Source organism: Acinetobacter sp. Ac_5812, from assembly GCF_013072695.1.
GTDB lineage: Bacteria > Pseudomonadota > Gammaproteobacteria > Pseudomonadales > Moraxellaceae > Acinetobacter.
In genome coordinates this window covers 366,235-388,814 of the sequence record NZ_LXUK01000022.1, presented here as the reverse complement: position 1 = coordinate 388,814, position 22,580 = coordinate 366,235, and the positions used below count along the sequence as shown (strand labels likewise).

29 protein-coding genes and 3 pseudogenes are annotated in these 22,580 nt (G+C 37.1%); 5 read left to right on the top strand and 27 right to left on the bottom strand.

The features are described 5' to 3' along the window. Positions 1–14: 14 nt before the first annotated feature. The 18 genes and pseudogenes from A7P55_RS15305 to A7P55_RS15225 form a co-directional block, all read right to left on the bottom strand. The gene (locus A7P55_RS15305) at positions 15–458 is read right to left on the bottom strand and encodes a hypothetical protein (RefSeq protein ID WP_171552750.1); all 444 of its coding nucleotides are present in this window, start codon (positions 456–458) and stop codon (positions 15–17) included. A 129-nt stretch (positions 459–587) separates the two neighbouring features. Further along, complete coding sequence (locus A7P55_RS15300) at positions 588–1,142, bottom strand: lysozyme (RefSeq protein ID WP_171552749.1); 555 nt, start codon at positions 1,140–1,142, stop codon at positions 588–590. A 73-nt stretch (positions 1,143–1,215) separates the two neighbouring features. Further along, positions 1,216–1,401: a hypothetical protein gene (locus A7P55_RS15295; RefSeq protein WP_171518968.1), complete on the bottom strand. Its 186-nt coding sequence runs from the start codon at positions 1,399–1,401 to the stop codon at positions 1,216–1,218. 434 nt (positions 1,402–1,835) lie between these two features. Beyond that, complete coding sequence (locus A7P55_RS15290; protein WP_171552748.1) at positions 1,836–2,057, bottom strand: hypothetical protein; 222 nt, start codon at positions 2,055–2,057, stop codon at positions 1,836–1,838. Then, positions 2,047–2,328, bottom strand: coding sequence for a holin (locus A7P55_RS15285; RefSeq protein WP_171552747.1), 282 nt, complete (start codon positions 2,326–2,328; stop codon positions 2,047–2,049). The genes A7P55_RS15290 and A7P55_RS15285 overlap by 11 nt, the downstream gene beginning before the upstream one ends. Positions 2,329–2,396: 68 nt before the next feature. After that, a complete protein-coding gene (locus tag A7P55_RS15280; protein ID WP_171552745.1) occupies positions 2,397–4,886 on the bottom strand; it encodes a phage tail protein in 2,490 nt (829 codons plus the stop codon). After that, positions 4,883–5,305: an NlpC/P60 family protein gene (locus tag A7P55_RS15275; protein WP_171552744.1), complete on the bottom strand. Its 423-nt coding sequence runs from the start codon at positions 5,303–5,305 to the stop codon at positions 4,883–4,885. The genes A7P55_RS15280 and A7P55_RS15275 overlap by 4 nt, the downstream gene beginning before the upstream one ends. Then, on the bottom strand, positions 5,302–5,460 hold the full coding sequence (locus A7P55_RS15270) for a hypothetical protein (RefSeq protein ID WP_171552743.1): 159 nt from the start codon (positions 5,458–5,460) through the stop codon (positions 5,302–5,304). The genes A7P55_RS15275 and A7P55_RS15270 overlap by 4 nt, the downstream gene beginning before the upstream one ends. A 214-nt stretch (positions 5,461–5,674) precedes the next feature. Beyond that, a pseudogene (locus A7P55_RS22660) lies at positions 5,675–5,839 on the bottom strand (putative metallopeptidase); the annotation flags it as partial. A gap of 600 nt (positions 5,840–6,439) precedes the next feature. Next, positions 6,440–6,655, bottom strand: a complete 216-nt coding sequence (locus A7P55_RS15265) for a hypothetical protein (RefSeq protein WP_171552742.1) — start codon at positions 6,653–6,655, stop codon at positions 6,440–6,442. Positions 6,656–6,804: 149 nt separating this feature from the next. Next, entirely contained in the window at positions 6,805–7,008 is a 204-nt protein-coding gene (locus A7P55_RS15260) for a hypothetical protein (protein ID WP_216078066.1), read from the bottom strand. A 181-nt stretch (positions 7,009–7,189) separates the two neighbouring features. Then, a complete protein-coding gene (locus A7P55_RS15255; RefSeq protein WP_171552741.1) occupies positions 7,190–7,873 on the bottom strand; it encodes a hypothetical protein in 684 nt (227 codons plus the stop codon). 41 nt (positions 7,874–7,914) lie between these two features. After that, complete coding sequence (locus A7P55_RS15250; RefSeq protein ID WP_171552739.1) at positions 7,915–8,568, bottom strand: hypothetical protein; 654 nt, start codon at positions 8,566–8,568, stop codon at positions 7,915–7,917. A 227-nt stretch (positions 8,569–8,795) separates the two neighbouring features. Next, positions 8,796–9,032: a hypothetical protein gene (locus A7P55_RS15245; RefSeq protein ID WP_171552737.1), complete on the bottom strand. Its 237-nt coding sequence runs from the start codon at positions 9,030–9,032 to the stop codon at positions 8,796–8,798. 3 nt (positions 9,033–9,035) lie between these two features. After that, positions 9,036–9,476 carry a hypothetical protein gene (locus A7P55_RS15240; RefSeq protein ID WP_171552736.1) on the bottom strand — a complete coding sequence of 147 codons (441 nt, stop codon included), beginning with the start codon at positions 9,474–9,476 and terminating at the stop codon, positions 9,036–9,038. A gap of 4 nt (positions 9,477–9,480) precedes the next feature. Next, positions 9,481–9,891, bottom strand: coding sequence for a DUF1064 domain-containing protein (locus tag A7P55_RS15235; protein ID WP_171552735.1), 411 nt, complete (start codon positions 9,889–9,891; stop codon positions 9,481–9,483). Positions 9,892–10,070: 179 nt separating this feature from the next. Continuing rightward, a complete protein-coding gene (locus tag A7P55_RS15230) occupies positions 10,071–10,244 on the bottom strand; it encodes a hypothetical protein (protein ID WP_171552734.1) in 174 nt (57 codons plus the stop codon). After that, the gene (locus tag A7P55_RS15225; protein WP_171552733.1) at positions 10,241–11,173 is read right to left on the bottom strand and encodes a helix-turn-helix domain-containing protein; all 933 of its coding nucleotides are present in this window, start codon (positions 11,171–11,173) and stop codon (positions 10,241–10,243) included. The genes A7P55_RS15230 and A7P55_RS15225 overlap by 4 nt, the downstream gene beginning before the upstream one ends. Before the next feature lie 25 nt (positions 11,174–11,198). Here A7P55_RS15225 and A7P55_RS15220 point away from each other — a divergent pair. The 4 genes and pseudogenes from A7P55_RS15220 to A7P55_RS15210 form a co-directional block, all read left to right on the top strand. Then, positions 11,199–11,792: pseudogene (locus A7P55_RS15220) on the top strand (ERF family protein); the annotation flags it as partial. Beyond that, the gene (locus tag A7P55_RS22485) at positions 11,780–11,986 is read left to right on the top strand and encodes a hypothetical protein (RefSeq protein WP_216078065.1); all 207 of its coding nucleotides are present in this window, start codon (positions 11,780–11,782) and stop codon (positions 11,984–11,986) included. The pseudogene A7P55_RS15220 and the gene A7P55_RS22485, both read left to right, overlap by 13 nt. 16 nt (positions 11,987–12,002) lie before the next feature. After that, positions 12,003–12,233, top strand: a complete 231-nt coding sequence (locus A7P55_RS15215; RefSeq protein ID WP_004653695.1) for a hypothetical protein — start codon at positions 12,003–12,005, stop codon at positions 12,231–12,233. Positions 12,234–12,235: 2 nt separating this feature from the next. After that, on the top strand, positions 12,236–13,357 hold the full coding sequence (locus A7P55_RS15210) for a phage integrase Arm DNA-binding domain-containing protein (RefSeq protein ID WP_171552732.1): 1,122 nt from the start codon (positions 12,236–12,238) through the stop codon (positions 13,355–13,357). 136 nt (positions 13,358–13,493) lie between these two features. On the opposite strand, the pseudogene A7P55_RS15205 reads toward A7P55_RS15210, so the two are convergent. From A7P55_RS15205 to A7P55_RS15190, 4 genes and pseudogenes are all read right to left on the bottom strand, one after another. Then, positions 13,494–13,637, bottom strand: a pseudogene (locus tag A7P55_RS15205) (G:T/U mismatch-specific uracil/thymine DNA-glycosylase); the annotation flags it as partial. A 49-nt stretch (positions 13,638–13,686) separates the two neighbouring features. After that, positions 13,687–14,139, bottom strand: coding sequence for a hypothetical protein (locus A7P55_RS15200; protein WP_171552730.1), 453 nt, complete (start codon positions 14,137–14,139; stop codon positions 13,687–13,689). Positions 14,140–14,482: 343 nt separating this feature from the next. Beyond that, entirely contained in the window at positions 14,483–14,728 is a 246-nt protein-coding gene (locus A7P55_RS15195) for a hypothetical protein (protein WP_171552729.1), read from the bottom strand. A 206-nt stretch (positions 14,729–14,934) separates the two neighbouring features. Further along, on the bottom strand, positions 14,935–15,726 hold the full coding sequence (locus A7P55_RS15190; protein ID WP_171552728.1) for a class I SAM-dependent methyltransferase: 792 nt from the start codon (positions 15,724–15,726) through the stop codon (positions 14,935–14,937). A gap of 570 nt (positions 15,727–16,296) precedes the next feature. Here A7P55_RS15190 and A7P55_RS15185 point away from each other — a divergent pair. Then, entirely contained in the window at positions 16,297–16,791 is a 495-nt protein-coding gene (locus A7P55_RS15185) for a DUF2867 domain-containing protein (protein WP_171552727.1), read from the top strand. A gap of 56 nt (positions 16,792–16,847) precedes the next feature. On the opposite strand, the gene A7P55_RS15180 is transcribed toward A7P55_RS15185, so the two are convergent. The 5 genes from A7P55_RS15180 to A7P55_RS15160 all read right to left on the bottom strand — a co-directional run bounded on the left by A7P55_RS15180 (position 16,848) and on the right by A7P55_RS15160 (position 22,479). Continuing rightward, positions 16,848–19,178, bottom strand: a complete 2,331-nt coding sequence (locus A7P55_RS15180; protein ID WP_171552726.1) for a TonB-dependent receptor — start codon at positions 19,176–19,178, stop codon at positions 16,848–16,850. A 133-nt stretch (positions 19,179–19,311) separates the two neighbouring features. Continuing rightward, complete coding sequence (locus A7P55_RS15175) at positions 19,312–20,187, bottom strand: MBL fold metallo-hydrolase (RefSeq protein ID WP_171552725.1); 876 nt, start codon at positions 20,185–20,187, stop codon at positions 19,312–19,314. Positions 20,188–20,197: 10 nt separating this feature from the next. Then, complete coding sequence (locus A7P55_RS15170; RefSeq protein WP_171552724.1) at positions 20,198–20,608, bottom strand: DUF6691 family protein; 411 nt, start codon at positions 20,606–20,608, stop codon at positions 20,198–20,200. Beyond that, a complete protein-coding gene (locus A7P55_RS15165) occupies positions 20,608–21,024 on the bottom strand; it encodes a YeeE/YedE thiosulfate transporter family protein (protein WP_016652371.1) in 417 nt (138 codons plus the stop codon). The genes A7P55_RS15170 and A7P55_RS15165 overlap by 1 nt, the downstream gene beginning before the upstream one ends. 471 nt (positions 21,025–21,495) lie before the next feature. After that, positions 21,496–22,479, bottom strand: a complete 984-nt coding sequence (locus A7P55_RS15160) for a zinc-dependent alcohol dehydrogenase family protein (RefSeq protein ID WP_171552723.1) — start codon at positions 22,477–22,479, stop codon at positions 21,496–21,498. Positions 22,480–22,580: the final 101 nt, after the last annotated feature.

Genomic DNA, 22,580 nt, shown 5'->3' with positions numbered 1-22,580 from the left:
TTTATTTATATTTCTTAATCGCGTAACTTATCTTGCTGAATAAATAGTTTCAGGAAAATACCTGTGTAGATGGCAACTGAAAGGCACCACAAGATGAGATAAAGATTATGATCAAACTTAACCGTATTAATAATAAGTTGGTTTAGAGGGTCACTATCGGTCATGAGTGCACTTAAAAACAAGAATACATAAGTGAAAAAACCAATTCTCAGAACATATGTAATATTCTTCACAAAATACATTATGGTTCCAAGAATAGCGCTTATGATACCGAAGAACCATAAGAGTACGCTTTCATCTTCATTTGATCCTTCCATTTCCCTCAAGTAAACAAACTCACCACCGCCATACGGTACGTAAGTGACAAAACCTTTTGTAAGAGACTCAAAGCAAATAGCCAGAATGCCTGAAATAACTAGAATAAGTGCCAAATAATGTTTTAATGTTAAATTTTTCATAGTCCTGAGTAGCCTTATCAGGTGTCCAATATTTATGTAATGTTTGTGGAATGGCAGTATAAGCAGATAAAAGAATAAAAATACAGGTGCTAATGATCAATGAAACCACTGAGCGCCTGCAGTGATAAATTACTTTTTTAAGAACAGCTCACGCTCTGCAGCACGGCGGCGAACAAGCCCACGTAATACTTTCCCACCACCTCTGTTCCACTTTGGGAACTGATAAGCAGCACCCATAAAATCACCAGCATTCAATTTTTTCAACAAAGTTGAATCCTTAAATGCTTGCTCCCCAATGTTGTAAGTTAGACTAACCAATGCATCAAACTGATTTTGATTGACCACAACTTTTACAGCTTGGTTTATAACAGCTTCAAAGCGCCTCAAATCATGTTGAAAAAAGGACATTGCCTGCGCTTTGGTACAGCTATCACCTCTTTTCACTCTTATTCCATTTGGATAAACCGTGGTACCGTAGCCGATTGTCCACACGCCCACGCCATCATCATATGCATCGAGTCGCAGATCTTCAAAGCTGGTGATTAAGTTGATACCAACTTGGCTGGTTTTCATACCACTGGATTGGTATTCACCCAAAATTTCACTGAATCGATCAACTTGATTTTGTGTAAGCTTGCCGCCTAATAGCTTACGAGCAATATCAAAGAATGGCTTTCTGTCCATTCCACTTTCCTTTAGACAATAAAAAAACCGACCCTTAATGGTCGGTTTCAAGTAGTTTTATTCAACGATTCACTCATCCAAGCAATTTCCAAATGAGTGCTGTAATCGCAGTAATTACTCCAGCAAGGCTACCTAGAACTAAGGAAATACTTTTCCCATAGGCCATAATGATCGCAACCTTCCCTGCATCTTTTGTGCTCATTTTACCCTCTATACGAATATTGGGTTTGGTGTTAACATCATTGTTAGGCAAATTCATTAATAGTTAATACTCCTTAACTGTTAATAAAAACCTCAGTGTTGGCGCACTGGGGTTTTTGCTTTTAAAGAGATATGCCATGTATCTCCTTGATTGGTTATTAATAAAGTTACTATACGAAGTAACGTCATTTCATATAAGGCGGAAAGACTTCCGTTTGTTTTTTCAATTCATTTGCTTAATTTAGGCGGTATGCCAGTTAAAAAGCTTTTAAACTAGTTTAAGAATTACCTTTTAGATCCAATTTCATAGGTAGAAACTTATAATTAGTTAAACCTGAAACGAATCAACTTGAAAAAATCAAGAGGAAACACTTCCACTTATTATTTTGAAGCTAGTAAATTCAGTACTCAATCGACCATATCCTGATTAAGCGTTAATCAGGATTGAATAAAAAACCGCCCGAAGGCGGTCACTTAGATTTAAAAAATTAATTACTGATTTGGGCTGTCTCTATCTTTTTTCTTTTCTTGCTCTGAACTACCGAAGTAGAAACCGCAAGCTGTTGTCATTGCCCCTGCAATAAAACCCAAAGCCGTGTTTATTAAGTTGCTGTTTTCTCGTGGCATATCGACAAAGAATAGAGCGATTACCAGGACAAACATCAATGCAACCAAGGCAAAGGCCAGATAAGCCCGAGTTTGTTCACTTGTCATCAAAATCTCCTTTTAACCGTTCTTTGGTTTGCTCATATTGCTTTTTACGTAATTCGTGGATCTCTTGAGCCCGCTTATCTTCACGGCGTTTGAAGTACAACGTCGTGAAAAAAGAGATCACACCAATAAAAACCGAAAACCAAACGGCCCAATCTACACTTACTGCATAAGCTGCCACTGATGCCCCCGCTGATATATAAGATACTTTTGGCGCTGTTGCTGCGGCTGTACTTGCAGCAGCTTCAACCGCATTTGCTGCTTGCTCTTGCATTTCCTGTCTCCAGAAATGAGAAAAGCCTCCGTAAATAGGAGGCTAATTAATTAGATTAAAATCTATGTTTATGCTTCAGATGTACTTTGAGTAATCTGATTCGAATAGTTCCAGATTGTTTCCTTCCACACGTCTCTCGCTGCAACACGGATATAATATGGCGTTGTTGCTTGTAACCCTCCTATGGTGGTGGTTAGTGCTGTTCCTGTCCAAGACGGCGCTGTTGTGGTTGGATCAAAATCAGCTGTAGCACTTAACCAAACCGCATAATCTTTAAGATCCGGCACATCACTTGGCACCCAATTGATCGTGATTGAATTAGCATTAGATGCTGTATAGATATTACTCAATACAGGTGGTACTGGATTGCTAATACTCAACTCAGCAAATGTACTTAAATTAGAACCTCTTTTACTGGCCACTCGAATTGTATATGCACGTTGAACACCGTCTACCTTAGCTTCTTCAATTGAATAACTGTAATCCGTGTTAGTGGTTTCAACCTCTCGCAACTTCACACCATTGGACCATATCTGAACAATATAACTATTTGCCCCAGCAGTACTCTGCCATTGGACTTTAAAAGAAGTACCCACAAATGGTGATTGAAGCGATAGGCCAATCACACCAGATGGCCGCCCACCGTTTAACGTGTAGCTATAAGCAGTGACTTCATCCAGCGTTTGTTCTTTCTGTTCAAGTCCATTAAAGCTGGTGTACTTCAAATAGATCTGTTTCCCAATAAGATTGGTATTAAAGCTATATTCAAAGATTGCCCTGTCCAGACGTATAAAGCTTTCCCCTGCGTTGTGATTTTGAGCATCATTAAAACGGCCACGCAATACATCACTTAATGTATACAGTCCAGATCCATTCAAAGTGGCTTCTTGATAGTTAAAGTATTCATCGCCCACTTTGCATATTGTTTGATCTGTTTGAGCATCAAGCAAGGTGCCACTGAATAACTGACTGGCTGTATTTAACTGAATCTGCATGGATGTGGCATTATTGGTTATTGGTGCAACCAACTGACCGTATCGAGCTGAACCATACACTGTTCCAATGAGTTCATAAGTGGTGTTATCAAGACTGGCCCATACATTGCAGCCACCCCAATTTAAGCCACCAGACACCGCCATCCATACTTCATTCTTACCATCAGTCATATCTAGTGGCGGTTCAAATATAGCCGGTGCATTTACATTACCTGGCTCTTCATTACCGCCTTGATAACCATTGGATGCCTGCAGATCATATTCAATTGCAGATCTGGAACCCTCTGCCACTTCCTCTGCAGTAATGGTTAACATCCCATCATCATCTTCTTCCACCCGAGTGATACGAACCGCAAACTGATCTAGACCTAATGAAACATCCGTGATAGTCACAATATCCATCGGCTCAAGCAGGCAGTACTTCCACCCCAGTTGAAACTCGTATTCATTACGAACATACAGCAAGCGTTGCAACCGTAGTTGAGCCACGTGTCTGGCAATCTTAGGCTCACAAAAAAACGTTAGCTTTTGTGGCTCTTCCGATCGCAAACCAAACATTTCAATATTGGCCTGATCTTTAGCTTCGACCGTTTCCGTGTTGTACTGGTTGTATCGATTGATGTACTCAATCTGGACGTGATTATAGGCATCTGTGTCACGACTACGGCGAACCTTGACGGGTTCATCTTCACCAAGAAAATCATCGTCTGTTAAATGGTAAACCGGCGTAAGATCTGGCGTGAATGTTACGCCGTGTCCAGTCAATGCGGCATCACCAAACGATTTGATTTTTAACCCATCAGGATTTGGTACCACAGCACAATTTACAGACTCAACGATCTCATTAATAATCTCATGCGCTTCTCGTTGCTCTGTAAATGCGGGTGAAATTAAAAGATTGGCTGCTCGGCAATAGGTCCTAAACTCATTCAAATTTGCGATATTTAAGCTTGGTGCAGCACCATAGCGCGGATTACTGATTAAATCCTCTATCACATCTGCTGGATTGGCATCATGAATAGCTGAAGATAGTGTAATTGTGCTAATCACTTCAAAATTATGATTTGACAGACTGGCACTACCACCCAAGTCATAGTTTGCTGCTGCCACATAACCAAGAAACGGATAATTCAAAGCCTGATTAGGATGAGCACTCGATATATACCCCCACATCGGATTGTTATTTCCATCAAATAACTCGAAACCGAGCTGATCTATAGGCTGTAAAGTTATCCCCTCGTCTTGCTTAGCTACAAGCTGATCTTTATCCACCCATATCATGCCAATATCTTGAATCTGATTTTCACACAGACCAAGCATCAATGAAGCACTATATGTATAGGTAGTATTCTTGGTTTTAGTCTTGCCGCCTTTACCACCAGATTTTGTCGTTGTGGTACGGGCGATTGCTTTAAAATCGCCATACCAGAACATATTCGCGGCCACACGAGTTTTTCCATAAACTAATGGCTGACACAGCCCATAAGCTGATTGTTGGATCCGCATTGAATTAATACGGGTATCTGACATGCTGATTGTGGTACTACCAAACACTCCACTCATTCTTTCAGCCTCTTCATACGAAAAAAGCCCGCACAACGGCGGGCTAAACTTCCTTTTGTGCCATCTTGGAGGATGACGCCTAAATGAATATAGGAGTGGATAATAGTGGGCCACTCCACAACAATTGCACCATGACTGATGCATTTGCCAAAATGATATAATACTAGATCACCCAGTTGAGGTTCTTCCACTTCATAACACACGCTTAAAACATGCTCTAAATAACGCTGTCCCATCTGATGCATGTGCCAATCTGGTGGGTAAGGGCGAGGATCTAAGTGATCCATCAGCCCTACTTTCTCATAAACCTCACAAATCAAAGTACCGCAATCAACACCAATACCTTTGACGCGGCCCTGATGATGATATGGCGTGCCGAGCCAGGTCATCGCTTCTTGAATGACTTTTTCCAATATCATTGATTAGCTTCCAAATATCCAATGATTGGATCTTCATCAATACCGCAGACAACCTCATACTCAGACTCTCCATCCGTGATGATGCATCTTTTTTGAAGTCGCCCTCCGACAGTAAACGGAAACTCATAAATCACTCTGAAATCTTCATAATTCATAACACATTACCTTTTACGAGATAAGAGATTGTCATAGAAGCACCTGTTTGATTTGCAATGTAAATATTCCCATCGGTGTGAGTAGAGAGAATTAGATTACCAGCAGTGCCGTTCGAACCATCTAATGGTCCTGTTGTTACAGAGAAATTCGTGTGCCCACTTATTTTCTGTGTATTTGCGCTCGTACCTACTCTAAACCATGCCTTTCCTGAGATAGATGTGCATGATCGGGATTAAATAGCTTGTGTTCAGGATTAAGGAAAATAGTCTTGATCCACCGCCATAATTCTGGTGCCGGTGCAAAGTTTGGTGTGTCTTGGGCAAAGATCCAGTCAGGTGGATATGGCCGTTGCTAAATTACAAAGCCAACCTCATTCATAAATTTCACACCACCAAGTGGCAGCTCATCTGTTAAATGTATACTTATAATATTTTTAATTTTTTATCTACCAAATAGACAAATGCCAAAATAAAGGCTGCAAGTAAAAAAATAATAAACTTAGTGTGTAATGGTATTTGTGAGTTAATTCCCATTAGATATACATATCCAACATAAACCACAATATATTGTTTATAATTTAGCGGTCTATTTCGATTAAATAGACGCATGCCTATAGCCACCAATGAAACAACTATCGGCATAATTAACAACCCGAAATAATAGAAAATATCCAACTCAAAACCCCCAATAATTAAATATTTGCAACTCAATCTTTAATAAAAACAATCATTTTTTTAATGATAACTAAATACAACAAACGTATAGTTAAAAGTAAATACTTTAGATAAAAATTCTAATTATTCAATGTACTAATTGAAATTCTTTTTAATGTTACCACAAATTCTAATTTAAATCTTTTAGCCTTAGGCAACGGCGTATTTCTTGGCTTTGTTTTGTGTTCTCGTTTTCTAGTGAGCTCGAAATATTTCGCTGTATCCATAATCTCACCCATTAAAAAACCCTCCGAAGAGGGTCTATCTATTCTTTATTTAAAAAGTCTCTTGTCCAAGTGAGAGTCTCTAGAGCTTCTGTATGGGATTGAGGATAATTCTTTATCTCTTTATAACGCTCACCAAGCTCTTTTAGGAACTCTTCTTTAAATCCAGGGTTATGCTTATCTAGAGCTTTTGCGAAACTTGCTGAGATTGATGCAATGATTAAATGTGTTTGGTTTATAGAATTATCTTTAGTCATATCAATTCCTTTTAATAAGAATAAAATTTGATTATGACTAATTTATATCAAACATCAATACAATAACCACGGAAAACTTAAAAGAATGCTCACCACTCCATGATCTTTTATGAATTTGGTGTACTAATTCGAATATATCAATCTAAAAGCTATTTTTTATCCATATTACTCATTAAAGTTTTATAAAGATGATGCTTATCCTTAGATCTAGCCTCTTTTAAGACTGATTTAATTTCTTCATCAGTCCATTTGTTACCTCTTCTAACATAATTTAGAAAAATTGATATAGAGACAAATGGGTGGTCATTTTCTCTCAAATATGGTTTTCCTAAAGATTTAGTTACTTTTGCCATTGCTACAATCAAAAAATTAAAATATACATTAAAATTATACACTTATAATTAGAAAATAAAATATACTTCTTAAGTCTTACTAAAATAAAAAGCCCCGCCAGTAACATGTATGTCAGCAGGGCTTTTATACGCCGTAATCCGTTCGGCGATTGCTTCTACAAAAAATATTAAGAGGAAATTATCACCTGCATTTTCCAGGGCCATAAGAACAGCTCATGTCTTCTGGAGTAAAATTATTCTCCTCCATAAATTCTTTTTCATGTTCGATATAGCTATCTAAATCCATAAACCCTTTTGTTTCATAATCCACAAAAAACATAGGTTTGCCCTTCAAGTCATTTCTTTTAATAAGTAAGGTAAGTTTATTCGAATCAAATAATGCCTTTTTAAAAAAATAATAAGATCCCGAATAGTGAAATGAATCTAACGACAATGAATGCTCCGATCGGTCCCCATCAATTTGTCTTAATGTATTTAGATTATCATTAATCATTATATAGAAGTCACATTGATACCCATTATCATATAAACCATTTGCCTGTAATTCTCTTCTACCTAGACTAGGATTACACCCTATTTTATTTAAATCATGAATATCAATCCACCCAGTTCTAACTTCAAGGTTTGTCTTAATTTTTTTATTTAGCGGGAAAACATCTGCCAATACGAACAGACGTGGAGTTAAATCATAATAATAATCAATATTTTTATTCTTTTTTACTAACTTCCATTTTAATTTATCTAATCTTTTTAATTCCTGCTTCTGCAATTCCTCTTGATTTATTTGGTGTACTCGATAGGCGTATATCCCTCCTAAACATAGGATAATTACAGATATCACTAAAATTTTTATTCCTGTTTTCAACTCACCTACCCCACATCTGAATTTTTTGCAATACTCGTTTTTTAAAATATAAAGCTTTTATCTTCAGGATAAATCCCTTCTAACTGAAGACCCTCAACATCATATTCAATTTTTTTAAGGTGATTGTTACCATCTTTAAATCTCAAAGTCATTTTTTTTGAATCTAATATTTTTCTTATTAGTTTATCTACATTGTCTGTATCAACCCTATTGATATAAAAGGAATTTTCATTAGGTGGATAGCTAACAGAAGACCAGTTTAGCTTTAGCTCAAATACCTGTTTATCATCCAAAACAAGATAAACAGGTGAATTTACTTCTGCTATGTCAGCAATAAAACCAATATCCATGAGTGAACCTTCAAATTCAATTTCATATTTATAGAAATTGTAAGGTTCACCATCATCACCTTTTAAAAAATATTTCCCTTTAGGTGCCACACGCGTTATCCAATAATAACCACCTAAATACTCATTTTTAGTGAAATGGAATTTAGGGTTATTTTTTGCTTTAAGCAATTCTTCTTCATAAATTTGTCTAGCTGAAGGTTCCTTTTTCAATATTCTGTCAACTATTCCTTTTGCATCAAACCCTAATTTCTCACCTATAACTTTGGGTTCAACCAGAATAAATAGAAAGAAAATTATGGATACTAAAATTATCCCCGAAATAACTACTTTTGATTTCTTCTTCAAGCTAATCATGCCATTACTTTTAGTGATTAAGTCATCTTTATAGATTGCAAAAAAGCCCGCATAATGCGAGCTTTCAATAAACCACTAATGTGGTATGTAATCAATCTTAGTGGATTACACCCTTTATTTAGTCCAAATAACCAACAATGTGGTATAAGGATTTAGTAAATTAACTATAACTTCATCCACTATAGCAGAAATATGCCATATCACGTCTAGACAGTCAATCAGTCAGTTTGAATTACCCCCTCAAGGTATAGAAATACTATAAATCTCTCAATTATGTTTTGTGCTTCAATCATTTCAAAGCTATTTTTTTCCCTGAGAGTCAGACATAAGCTTCTTGAGATTGTGGACTTTAGAATTGTGACTTTGTCTAATAATTCAGGAAATGATTCCATTACAACTTTATCAATTTTTGCATTTGTGGTTCCTTTTATCAAAACCACCCTATAATCTAACATTTTCTAACCCTGTCTTAGTCTCTTATCATGACCGGCTAAGTAAAATCGTGCGCAGTTGACCATTATAGCTGCTTGTGCTTTTGATTGGTTGGTTTCTTGTGCAACCTTTCCTAATCCTTTATTTTCCACTTTATTTTTTATTAAACAAATCAAGGCGAACTTGGTAGTGAAATCGGTCCTATCTGAATTCAACAAACTTCGTATTAAAGCCTGCACTTGATCCGCTTCATAATCATCAATATCACAACGAATAAAAGATTTACTCTTAGGCATCTCCTTTCCTGCTTCTCGCAGCAACCAGTAAATTTGATTGATATGCAAACCATCTGGTAAATCCCCACCTTTCATGCGCACAGTTTCACACCAAGCACCGAACTGCTCTAACCATCCGTCAATTGTGTACTTTGACCAGTCCATAGTTTTGTTTATGGTGGTTGCATTCATCTGTTCATACCTCTGTAATATCAATGCCGTGAACCGTTTTCATTAAGTGTTTTTTAGTTCTGTAACTCGCTAACTTTCTCGTTGCTGCCGACTTCACATCCTCAACCATGTATTTATGCGCTAAGTAATATGTGAAATCAGCAAAGTATCTAACTGCTGGCTTTGCTCGTTTTTCCCCTTCAAGTTTGGTCTTGGGTGCCAGTTCAAATTTAGTGTGATGTTCTAACCTAGTAATCTCCCCACGTTGCTGTATAGCCTTGAGCTCTATGTACCGCTTATATTCTTTTTTGCTATCAAAGGTCATGCCATCAAACTCAACCTTCTGTGCGTTGAACTTGTTACGTTTAGCAGCCTTAGGCCTATCATTTTGCTTTAAGATTTCACGTCGGTATTGATCGATGCTCATTGAGGTCATTCTTATAAACATCCAAAACATTCAAGCCGATTAATGACTGTGGTCATTTAGACTCCTTCTCATGAACTTCAGCTTTAACAGCTTTTGCCTTCGAATAGTCGTCAAGAGCACATTTTGTTGGTCCTAGCCCTAGAATCACAATCATCCATGATTGATGCTTCCATGCATTCCATCTTTCTTTAATACTTTTCATTTGAACCAACCTTGAGCGCTTGCTCGATTGTTTTATCTAATTGAAGTAGCTCGTTGTAATCAGTGTTTGACAGTCCACTACGATTGTATTTTCCTCGTAATTTGTCACGACGAGCAACTACTTTTGCTAAATCCTTTTTTCGAGCTTCTGTGAGCTTCATGCCGCCCCCTTTTGTTCAAATCCAACTTGGGTTAAATACTCAGCCCACTTTTGGATATTCTTCGGATCTTTGAGCATTGGTTCCAAACGTTTCGCCAACTGCTCATAGCTTTCGTTGCCTACTGAGTATTTAGCGAAGTCAGGTAGTCGAGATAACTTGCTTGCAAAGAATCTGATCTGTTTGTCGCTCAATCCGTTTGATGCACTCAGCGGGACTCGAACCCGAGCCCCTGTTTTCGGAAGATTCGCCTGATCCCGCGTCTCATATTTCGTTTTCGCATTCAGCAACCAGTCTGCAAAGTGATAGACCAAGAGATCATCACAAACATTCTTCGACTCGTTGAATCTTTCGAAAGCATTTCGCTCTCGTTCAAACCAACTGGCTTGAATCAACTCATCCGGATTCTGGTCAGGATTTGCTTGAGCAATTTCATCACTCAATTTTTTTAAACAGAGCCAGTGTTTTTTATTTTTAGATTCTAATGAGAGATTCATTGGGAGGTTCTGTGTCCCAATATTGGTACTGGTTGCAGTACCGTTTTTGGTACTACTGGCAGTTCCCTTATTGGTACTAGTACCGTTTTTGGAACCAGTACCTAAATTGGTACCCGTTCCGTTTTTGGAACTAGTTCCATTTTTGGTACTGGTTGGATCTTCATCTTCTCGGCCAACAATACCAATCAGTTGATAGATTTTCACTCCGTTACCCGTCGTTTTACCTGTAAATTTTATGAATGCAGCTTCTTCTAGTTCATCCAGAACTTTGATGATCGTTTTACGGTTGAGTACCGTATCTTTTTCCAAACGTTTTAGGCTCGGATAGCATTTGTGTTCATCACCTGCACGATCGGCTAAGGCAAGTAAGACTAGTCTTTGGCTTGATGTTTTAACCGCGGCCTTAAATGCCCAAATGGTTGCATCTAAACTCATGATTCACCAACCTTAGGTCGAATGTAGCCTTGAAGACATTCTTGAAGGTGTTAAGCCGCTATTGCAAAAATACGGTGCGACTCTTGTGGTTAGCGATGAAGTACAAGAGATCGGCCCTGTGGTCGTGATTACCGCCAAAGCAGTCTTTACCGATGCCGAAGGTAAACAAACCATGACTACCGCACATGCTGGTGTGGAGATCAATAAAAAAGGAATGGATGTGGCCCAGACTTTTGGTTCATCCAGTTCCTATGCACGTAAATACGCATTGAATGGCCTATTCCTGATTGATGATACCCAAGATGCCGATACTGATGCTTACCACCAACAAACCAATACGCAGACTCGGAACAATCAACAGAATGCCCCTGCTCAGTATCAGCAACGTAACCAGAACCAGCAACCTGCACAACAACGTCAGCAGCAAAACCAAACCGCACCACCCAATGCGGCACAGCAACTGACCAATGATTTTCAGCAAGCATTAAACGCAATTCATCACACCGATAAAGAAGCAGATCTAGGCGTGATCTATAAGCAGTTTAAAGGCACTCGCTATGAAGCTCAGATTGTGCAGGCATGTAAAGCAAAAAAGGACATGGAGGGTTGGAGTGCGTAAAAACCTACATCTTTAAGTATGTGGCCAAGCTTCATGGCAAAGGCAGCTTACGAGGACGTGTAGAGGCTACGACAGCTCTCCAAGCAAAGCAGCAGATATTGCAAGGCAATGAATTGATCAAGGATGTCTCAGTATCGCTATTAACCAATCAAAAGGCTGCGCGCATGCAGTCTTTTGAAAAAATAAATAGCTAATTAAGGTGAAATATTTATGTCTTGCTTAATTCGAGTATCTGAATTCATTAAGCGCGTGTATGGAGACGCTGAAAATGGCGCCACTCCTCCCACTCCCCAAACCATCACCCGTAAATGCCGCATCGGTAAATTGCCTGCTGAATTACATGGCGCAGAAGATGGCAAACGAGGTACCTGGTACATCAACTGGGAAGCTTATGAAAAGCAAACTGGCGATGAGTTAGTAAATAAAGTACTGCAAGGTTAAAAATGTCACGTTCTAGAAATGCAGGCAACAAAGACTTGCCTGCGAATCTCTATAGGGATAATGGTAAATCTTGGCGATATCGCCATCCTGAAACTGGTAAATTTCATTCTATGGGGAGTAACAAGGCAATTGCAGTTCAAGCTGCACGTAAACTTAACTCACTACTGATTCAGGAAGAAGATTATGTTTCTAGCGTAACTGGCAAAGCAGTCTCATTTAAAGATTTTTGCGAACAGTTCCTTGAAGAAAAGAGACGTAAAGATGGTCGCCCTATATCGGACAACACAAAGAAGAATTATCAAATTCAGTTGAACCGAATTTTCAAAGTTTGGGGTAATAAATCTTTAGACTCCATTACTTTAAAAATGGTAAATGATCAATTAGATGAGCTGACACCATCAAACCGTAAGGCGCTTCGAAGCTTGCTTTGTAATATTTTTGATGTAGCGATGAGTAAAGGGATCTGCCCTGATAACCCTGCCCGCATTACTTTGACAAAGCATGTCCAGAGACAACGTAAGCGCCATACAATTGCGGGACTACAACAGATTAGAGCTCATTCTCCATTGTGGCTCCAGAACGCAATTGACCTATCTCTTTTAACCACTCAAAGACGAACGGATATTGTGGCTCTACGTTGGACTGATATTTATGATGGATATATTCATATTGCGCAACAGAAAACCACCACCGATTCATTCGATGAATTTGAGGTGATGGAAGGTGCTGGATATGTTCGAATTAAAATTGATGCAGAACTGCAAAAGGTTTTAGATCGATGCAAATCAGCTAAAGTTGTTACTCCGTTTGTAATTTATCAAATCCCCAAGCGTAAAACTAAGAATGCGAATAAAGAGCACTGGACTCAAATTCTTCCTCAATATTTATCCGAGGAATTTTTGAAGATCGTTAAACTCTCTAAGGCATATCCAGATCTAAAAGGTAGGCAGATTCCGACTTTTCATGAAATACGAGCATTGGCTATTTTTCTGCATAAAAAAGCAGGTCGAAGTGCTCAAGCTTTAGCTGGCCATAGCTCATTAAAAATGACAGAACATTATGAAGCAGGACATGAAATTGTTTGGAATGACGTAGATGTGGGGATTGCCCTGCCATTTGCTTAAATGACAGAAAATCTTTTCACAAATGGGTTTTATAAGTTATTGTTTTCTATGATTTCTATAAGTCCCATTTTTACGTAAAAAAACACTGATTTTTATAGCTATAATCAATATAAATCAATGTTTTAATTTGATTTTACTTCATTACATTTTGATAGTTAGGATAGTAAAAATCCATCTTCCAGCGAGTTTGCGGCGGTGGAAAACTACCCAGCATCAATAGCTTCGCACTGGAAGGTAAAAACGGTTGTAATGGATGTGTTTCTATTTCTATATCAGTCATTTATATAAAGAGCCAAATTTTAAATTGAGAGAGAAACCTTTTAAGCTTGTTATAGTAAATTACATTGTTTATGAATAATCAACTGCTTAGCCACACTTTCTCTTTTATCATAATTATTTTCGCTCAAGTCATTCACTAATTGATTGATTTTATTTTCTATCTCATTTTGTTGTTTACCAAGCAAAAAACCAGCATATACATCGTTGTTGATTTTATAGTGTGTATTCAGATCAATTAAAAATTGATCAACTTTTTTATCTTTTTTTAATTCTTTAATTGTAAATTTAGAAATTTCAAATCCGTGAGCCATAGCTATTACACCTAACCTTTTTGCATTATCATAATTTTTTGCAATATTATTTAATTCTGAACAACTAAAAGCTAATTTTATTAATTCTGATTTCATTAAAAACTCATCTTTAGTAAACTCTTCTTTACCATAACTCGACTGATGAACCATAAATAGAATTAATATCATTAAAGTTAGGAGTTTTGCATTCATCTAATTTGTCCTAAAAAAACTATAATTTTAGTAAATATAACATTTTTAAAATTTAGATTATATGGAATACGTGTTTATACCTAGATAATATTTCCACAGATATTTTTTCCTAGGCTAATTTAATAATATCTTTCTATTTATTTTTTGAATATACACTGAAGTAATCTAAGTCACCTTCATTTGTCAAGTATTTTCTAATTAGTTAAATGAACCTTAAAAACCTTTATTTACTAACGAGTATACCTCATAGTTTTTCTTTATACCTAATAAAATACCAATCTCTACAACTGGAATTTTATTAAATTAATGGTTTACAACAACTTCCTTTTTAAACATTAAATTGTTATTGTGTCATTTCACCTAAATAGCAAATCGAGATCGCAAATAAATTTTCTGGCTGAGTCTTGGGATCATTCTTTTGGATCCACTCGGCGCCAATGGCATTCAACTCATTAAGCTTTGACTTGGAAACTGGTGGTAGATATGTTTCTAAAGGCAGCTGAATACTAAAATTTCTGGTATTGCCATTATTACTCTTATCATTAAAGGTATAAGTAATTAAGTACCAATGATATTTCTGTTCAGACATTTTTTATTCTCAAGTTTAATTATTGAGCTAATTTTATAGCATAAAAAGTAAAGATTCCTACTCAAAATTCATCATTTTTCATATCAATAAAGGACTCACAACAGACTGCAATGGTCTTTGACACATCTAAAGATCATCACAAACCTCATCCAAGAAATTAAAAAATTACAAAAAAATTAAGTTATTAATACCTAATAAATCTAAATTTATTGTTTCTTTTCACCTAGTATCGAAAACATCAATGGTAAATTTTTGCCAAAATGCTCAATCCTGTATTTTTCATTCTCTTGAGTCATATTGCCAAAACAGTTATATGATGAGTAATCATATTCTTTGAATTCGAGAACATTTATTCCATGATTGATTAAACTTGTAAATATTTCACTCAGGCTATGATTCCAAGTGATGGCTTGATAGTTTATTTCTGCTGATTTATCTGCATAAGAACCCGTAGATGTTTCATTTATAGGGTCATTTTTGAAATAGCTATATGTTATATTCTTAATTTCATCATCAAACATCCATATGACTGGATGAAATTCAACAATCAAAAATTTACCCCCAATTTTTAAAAAATTGGATATTACGTTAGCCCATAAATCTAAATTTTCTAACCATCCTATAACACCATAACTCGTAAATACGTAATCATATTTTTTGTCTAAAATACTGGGTAGCTCATAAATATTGGAGCAAATAAAGTCTACATTTAAACCTAGTTCATCGTTAAACTCTTTTGCTTTTTTGATGGCTTCTTCTGAAAAATCTATAGCTGTAACATTAGCGCCAAGTTGAGCCAAAGACATAGAATCTTGTCCGAAATGACATTGTAAGTGAAGTATGGATTTGCCTGAAATATCCCCTAAAATACCCAATTCTACTGGGTTTAATGTATTTCTTCCTTTTAGAAAGGAAATATTGTCATAAAACTCGCTCTTGATATGCGCATTTGTTTTTAAATTCCAAGCATGCTTATTGATACTGATATAGTCACTCATCTTTTATCCTTAATTTCAAATTTTTTTTGCTATATTGACTTCGCTCATTTAGCCCCTTTTACTGCATTCTTTCTTTTAAAAACATTGCTTTTTGCGTCATAGAGGAGTGAGTTTGCCATAGGTGCCTTAGGTTTGAAAAATTTACCATCCCAACTGAATGGCTCCATACTTTGCCATATTTTTTACTTGTGCATAACCATATCGATCATCGGGAATTGTAAAGCCATGGCGTCGTATTTAGGCTTATTCCACCCTGCGACTATGTTTAAGCAGATGCAATTATCACTGAATTTGTTTTACTACTACGATTGGAGGATTCACTACACTATGTAAAGTAGCGAGGATCTAAATATTTTTAGTTTTTGCTGATCCTGCTGTACTTAAATCTCTATAAACTATGTGAAATATAACTTTTATAAGCAAAAGAAATATCCAATGAATAACTCTTTTAGGTTGGAAGAAGCCATCTAATCCTGAATATAAATTAGATTATGTGATTGACAAATATTCAGTAATTCACCTATAAATTAATATAAGTTTCATATATCTATAGATTCAGGAATAAGCACAATGGGACATCAGAATGACCTTCATCCTTTGGTTGCTCCATTAGCAGCGCTTAACTACCTACATGAAGCACATCAATACATCGACAAGAACCTGACAGTGATGCAAGTTTATAACTTAATGACAGGTCATCCCCCCTTTTGGCTACGTATCGCTTTTAAGATCAGGGATTTTTTAAGTTCGAAGTTTGGAGGTGTTCAACCGATCAAAGGCTTTGATTCGGTTAAACCAGAAAATGTTCAGATCAATGAAAAGTTGGATTTTTTTGATGTGGTGAAAATTACGGACAAGGAATTATATTTACAGTCTACAGATAAACATCTCAGTGTATTAGTCGCATTACAGCTTCAGGAACATGATGAGCTTGAGAATGAATTAACGGTCACAACCAGTGTCATCACTTATAATTTTTTCGGAAAGATTTATATGCTTCCTGTCTCTTTGGTGCATGATCTAATCGTCAAAAATTCATTAAAAAAATTAAATCAATCGCGTTAAGTGACGACCACTGAAAGCGCTTATTGGGATTTTCTTTCAGTGGCCAGATTTATACCTTATATCTTCATAGTTACGCCAAGCTGAAAACCACGCCCTGGCAATGGTGCAATGTATTTCAGTGGGGAGTTATGCGGTCTCGCTTCCTCATTCAGCAGATTTGAGCCATTCAAGAACACGTCAATATCAGAATTCTTTAATTTTAGATGCTTACTAATCTGCATATCGACCATATTGAAGGCTGGTAAAGGCTCTTCCTCCGAAACATTCTTGCCTAGATATTTAGGTTTATCATAATAAATACTTGAGAGGCGTGCAGCCCAATCCCCTTTACTCCACTCTACGCTTGCACCATAACGGCTTGTTGGCATGTTTGGTAAATAATTGCCATCATTAAACAAGCTCGTTCGATTCGGATTTAAATTCTTATTTTTTACAAAATCCGACAATGCGCCAAGCGTAAAAATGCCAAATTGCTGAGTATTGATTTTCTGCTTAAGGTCAACTTCAAAGCCTGTGATTTCTGTATCTGTTTGAGTCCAGTATTTGAGTGGTAAGCGGTTCGCCGTTTGCATTCCAGAATGAGTGAGATAGAGATAGTTTTCAAATTTCATCTTATATACAGTAGCCTCAAGATTAAAATCTTGATAATTGAATAAAGCTGTCAGCTCTGTATTTTTAGATTTTTCAGGCTCTAATTTTTGATTTCCTTGCTCATTAATCATAATAGAATAATGGTTGCCACTCGCATAAAGCTCATTCAGCTCTGGTGCACGCTCCGATACTGAATATCTAAGCTTCATACCTAGATAGTCATTCATTTTGAAATATGAACCAAAGCTATAGCTTTCTAAATCGAAATTGGTATCTTGCAACTTAGTATTCGGCGAGTTACGAGATACTTTAAAGTCACTGTCTTTGATCGAGTGATCAATGCTTTCTTGGCGATAGCCTGCATCAAAAGAGAGTCGATCCAAATCAATCTTCTCTTGAATAAAAATGGCTTGAGTTTTGGTGTTGACATTGGGAAGATAACGTAGCTTGCCCTGTCCTTCGACGCTACGGTCACTCTGGCTCAGCCCTAATAAACCATTCACGTAGCGAATAGGCTGATGTCTCAATACAATTTCGGCTTGTTTAGTATCAAAGCGGTAATCATTAGCGAGTTGCGGACCTAAATACTCACCCGAACGATTGATGAGCTGATTCGCTTTGATATCAATGCCCTTTAAAAAGGGGATATCAAAATTAAACTGACTATCTAGGCTATATTTCCTTTGATCGGTTTTTACACCAACTGGCAAACCATCCTCATAGGAGGATTGAAATGACTTATTTTCTAAAGAAAAACCTGGAACCCCATAGGCATTTTTCTTCGAATCCGCGCTCAGGCCAATATAACCATTTTCCAGAAAATAAGTACTGCCAATCGCATAATGCTGATTTTCTAAATAACTGTTGCCTAATTTTCGCTTGTAATTTGGGGTCACATCTTGATTAATCTTGTTTTCTTTAAACTTAGGTGTATCAGGCTTATATTCAGGATTAGCTGGGTTGGTATAAGTCTTACCACTCCAAACAGATGTCGGTTTATCGGTATAAAATGAAAACTGTCCATCCGCCCAATCTGGATTTTCAGTCATAAATTGATCGATATATTTTTGTGACGCGATGTTATAGATCTGCTGTATACGTGCATCCTTTTGGCACGCATCTGCCAAGGCTGAATTCACCCCACCCGTCGCAGGAAAAATTCCACTATTACATTGTTCAGCTTTGCTATTCCCCGGAATTTTATAAGATGAAATGTCTTGTTTAGAAAATAAAAAATTGGTTGAAAAGTTGCTTTGATTATTTAAATTCAGCTTAAAGCCATGTGCATCGGTACTGTTCCAGCCTTTTCGCACAGCCAGCTCTAAATTATGATCTTTCTTAGGAATTTCTTTGCTAATCAGACCATTCTCTACATTTACACTACCACCGATGGCATTTCCACCGTATCTCACACTATCCGATGACTTATTTACCTGAATAGATTGATTAAATAAAGGATCAAATGGAATGGCAATATTGCCACTGACAGCATTCATGCCATAAATCGACTGCCCGTCTTCAAGAATCTGTACACGATTCCCGCTTAAACTTCGAATCACAGGTGCGCCTGCGTTGGGACCAAAAGAACTGCTTTGTATGCCTGAAACCTGCTTAAGTGCATCCCCTAAAGTTTGATGTTGTGAATTGCGATTCCCTACAATGGTATTGTTCCCGATTGAAAGATCTGTTTCTGCTTTTAAACTGATGTTTGGCAAAATTACAGGACTGTCCTGCTCATTTGCAGATGCTTGCTGATGAATGAATAGAATGGCTATTGCCAAGGCTTTGTAACGCACATTGAACTCCTTATTTTCAATTGTTATGTTATAACATAACAATTGAGTGTTCAAACAAAACCTAAGCTTCATTTTTCATACTTAATGTGTGTGAAAAAGACATCGCTCAAATCCTTTTGAGCAATTAAGTATTTTATGATCGATTAAAGTAATTCAGAGGTAACTTTAAGTAGCGGATTCCATTAGTCTCAGGTTCAGGTAATCTGCCTGCATCCATATTAATTTGAATTGCGGGCAGAATAAGCTTTGGCATTGACAATGTTGCATCACGGCTTTGACGCATCCGTACAAAGTCCTGTTTAAGCGTTTTCATGTTGATATGAATATTATGCTGCTTTTGTGCGCAAATGCTGGTTTCATACACATACTCATCTCGACCTTCTGGCTTGTAGTCATGGCATAAGAAAACACGCGTTTGATCAGGAAGTTGATAAAGTTTTTGTACAGAATCAAATAATAGATCAGCACTTCCTTTGGGAAAATCACAGCGCGCCGTGCCATAATCTGGCATGAATAAGGTGTCGCCAACAAAAATAGCATCACCAATGATATAACTTAAGCACGCAGGGGTATGTCCTGGCGTTGGTATATTATATGCGTCTAGGTTTCCGATACTGAAGTGTTCATGGTCTTTAAACAGATAATCAAACACTTGATGCGTATTAAAATATTGAAGATCAATATGATAAATTGCACTAAAGGTATCCTGAACAATCGCAATTTTCTCACTCATGGCAATCTTGCCACCAAGCTTGGATTTCAGATATTGCGATGCGGTTAAATGATCTGCATGAACATGCGTTTCCAATATCCATTCAACTATGAGCGCTTGAGATTCAATATAAGCAATGATCTCATCTGCATGTTGTGTGGAAGTCGAAGCTGAGGCAGCATCATAATCCAAAACACTATCAATAATCGCGCAATGCTTTGTTTCAGGGTCATGTACAACATAACTAAAGGTATTGCTCTGTTCATCAAAAAAGGCTTTGACTGTTGGATGTTGCATTGCATTTCTCCTACTGTTTGGCCCAAAGACGATGGATCAACATGCCGAGTAGCATTGCGCCTATAAAATACCAAACCTCAAAATAACCCAAGCCGATCAAGGTAATTGCGGGTGCCGGGCAAATCCCTGCAATGCCCCAACCCATACCAAATAATATCGCACCCGTGATCAACTTCTTATCAATTTGATTATTGTTTGGTAAAGCAATCACCTCACCTGATAATGTTTTGGGATTGCGTAAGGCTCTTTGAAATGGGATAAATGCAACCGCAATTGCACCAATCATCACAAACATTAAACTAATATCCCAGGCGCCAAAAATATCTAGAAAGCTCAATACTTTCTCAGGATTTGACATACCTGAAATCAATAGACCCAATGCAAATACACTGCCAAAGATAAACGCAAATAGATTTTTCATTACGCGGCTCCCAAAATATGACGTACGACATACACCGTAACAAAGCCAGCGAACATAAATGTGATTGTGGCAACCATCGAACGTGGCGATAAACGGCTAATCCCGCAGATCCCATGCCCACTGGTACAACCTGAACCTAAACGAGTTCCAAAGCCCACTAACAGCCCAGCAATGATCAAAGCGAGTGGAGATGACTGCATAATAATTTCAGGCTTTACAAAAATTTGATAAATAAAGGGTGTAATAATCAGACCCAATAAAAACCAAAAAGCCGAACTACTCAAAAATGTTTTGGGCTGTAATAATTGGGCAATCAAACCACTCACACCCGCTATACGCCCATTGACGTATAAATAACCTACAGCCGCTAATCCAATTAGTGCACCACCAATCAAAGCTAAAAGAATACTAGTCATCATCCTCTCACTAATCAATATATGTTTTTATAATATATTACTTCAGATAATATTTGAATAAACTTATTCAATATTAGCGCTTAATGGCTAATTTTCATGAAATTTGGCATATATTGGTAAATATTTTTAAAAATTAAGTATTTTAATTTGAATAATAAGCATACAAAATGGTGATCAAACAGCGTTAAAGTCCTTAAATGAGCCAACGCTCCAAAGGCGGACAGTACTCTTTCTATACATCAAATCGAAAACACTATTACGTACGCTAGAGAGATTTTAGTCGATCAACCTGATCTATTTCTGCTAAAAATCTGCTTTCTCACCACTTGAAGAATTATCAACTTTAAATGCTTAATGGCCTGCATCAACAGGTTGCTACTGTGTTCGTAACGATCATGAAATTTATGATGATTGATATTCATTAATAAAAACAAGCAGCTATATTTCAAAAGATATAGCTGCTTAGTCAGTTTATGAAATAATATCGACCACAACTTTAATTGAAGCAGAGCCACTTTCTAGGTAATCATGAGCTTCAAGCGCATTTTCTAGAGTAAAAGTACGTGGATCAACAATCGGTTTGATTGTTCCTGATTCAACATACTGGGTTAATTCTCGCAAAATATCACCATGATGAGCCCGTCCTTGACCCGATAACATCGGTAATAACACAAACACACCTGAAATGGTTGCGGCACGTAAAGAAGATGGTGCTAAATTGATTTCACCAAAGGCATAACAACTTGCAATATGTCCATAGGGTTTTATCGCTGATAATGATGCGGCAAGCGTATCACCACCTACTGTGTCATAAATAATATCAAACCCCTGACCTCCAGTATATTTTTGCACATAATCTTCAACACTTTCTGCCCCATAATCAATTGCTGTCACACCCAGCCCCTCAATCATTTTCTGACGCTTTGCTGAACCAGTCGCATAGACATGTGCACCTTTCGCTTTCGCAAGTTGGGCAACCATATGACCAACACCACCAGTACCCTGTACTAAAACCGTATCACCTTCTTTTATTCGAGCTTGATCAACCAAGCCTTCCCAAGCTGTTAAGAAAACTAATGGTAAAGCTGCGGCTTCACGCATAGATAAACTTTTAGGCTTAATGGCAAGTAAATCGGCATCTACAGCAATATATTCTGCTAGCGTTCCTTGTAATCCACGGACTCCACCTGCTAGACCATAGACTTCATCCCCGACCTTAAAAGCTGTAACGTTGTTCCCAACTTCGACAATTTCACCCGCCAGATCTGTTCCTAATACTGCTGGCAAGACTGGATCTGCATAAGGTGCAGCACCTTCACGGATTTTATAATCAATCGGATTAACACCGCTGCTATGAATTTTTACTAAAACTTCATTTGCATTAATCTCAGGAATTGGAATTTCAATAAGATTAAATTCTTTAACATCATAACTTTTCAGGATTTGTGCTTTCATCTAATTTACCTCTATGCATAAATAAGTTGCCGAACAATCAGGGCTGATGATGAAATGTACTGAAAAATTCAATCAAAAAAAATGATAGAATATGGATTTCT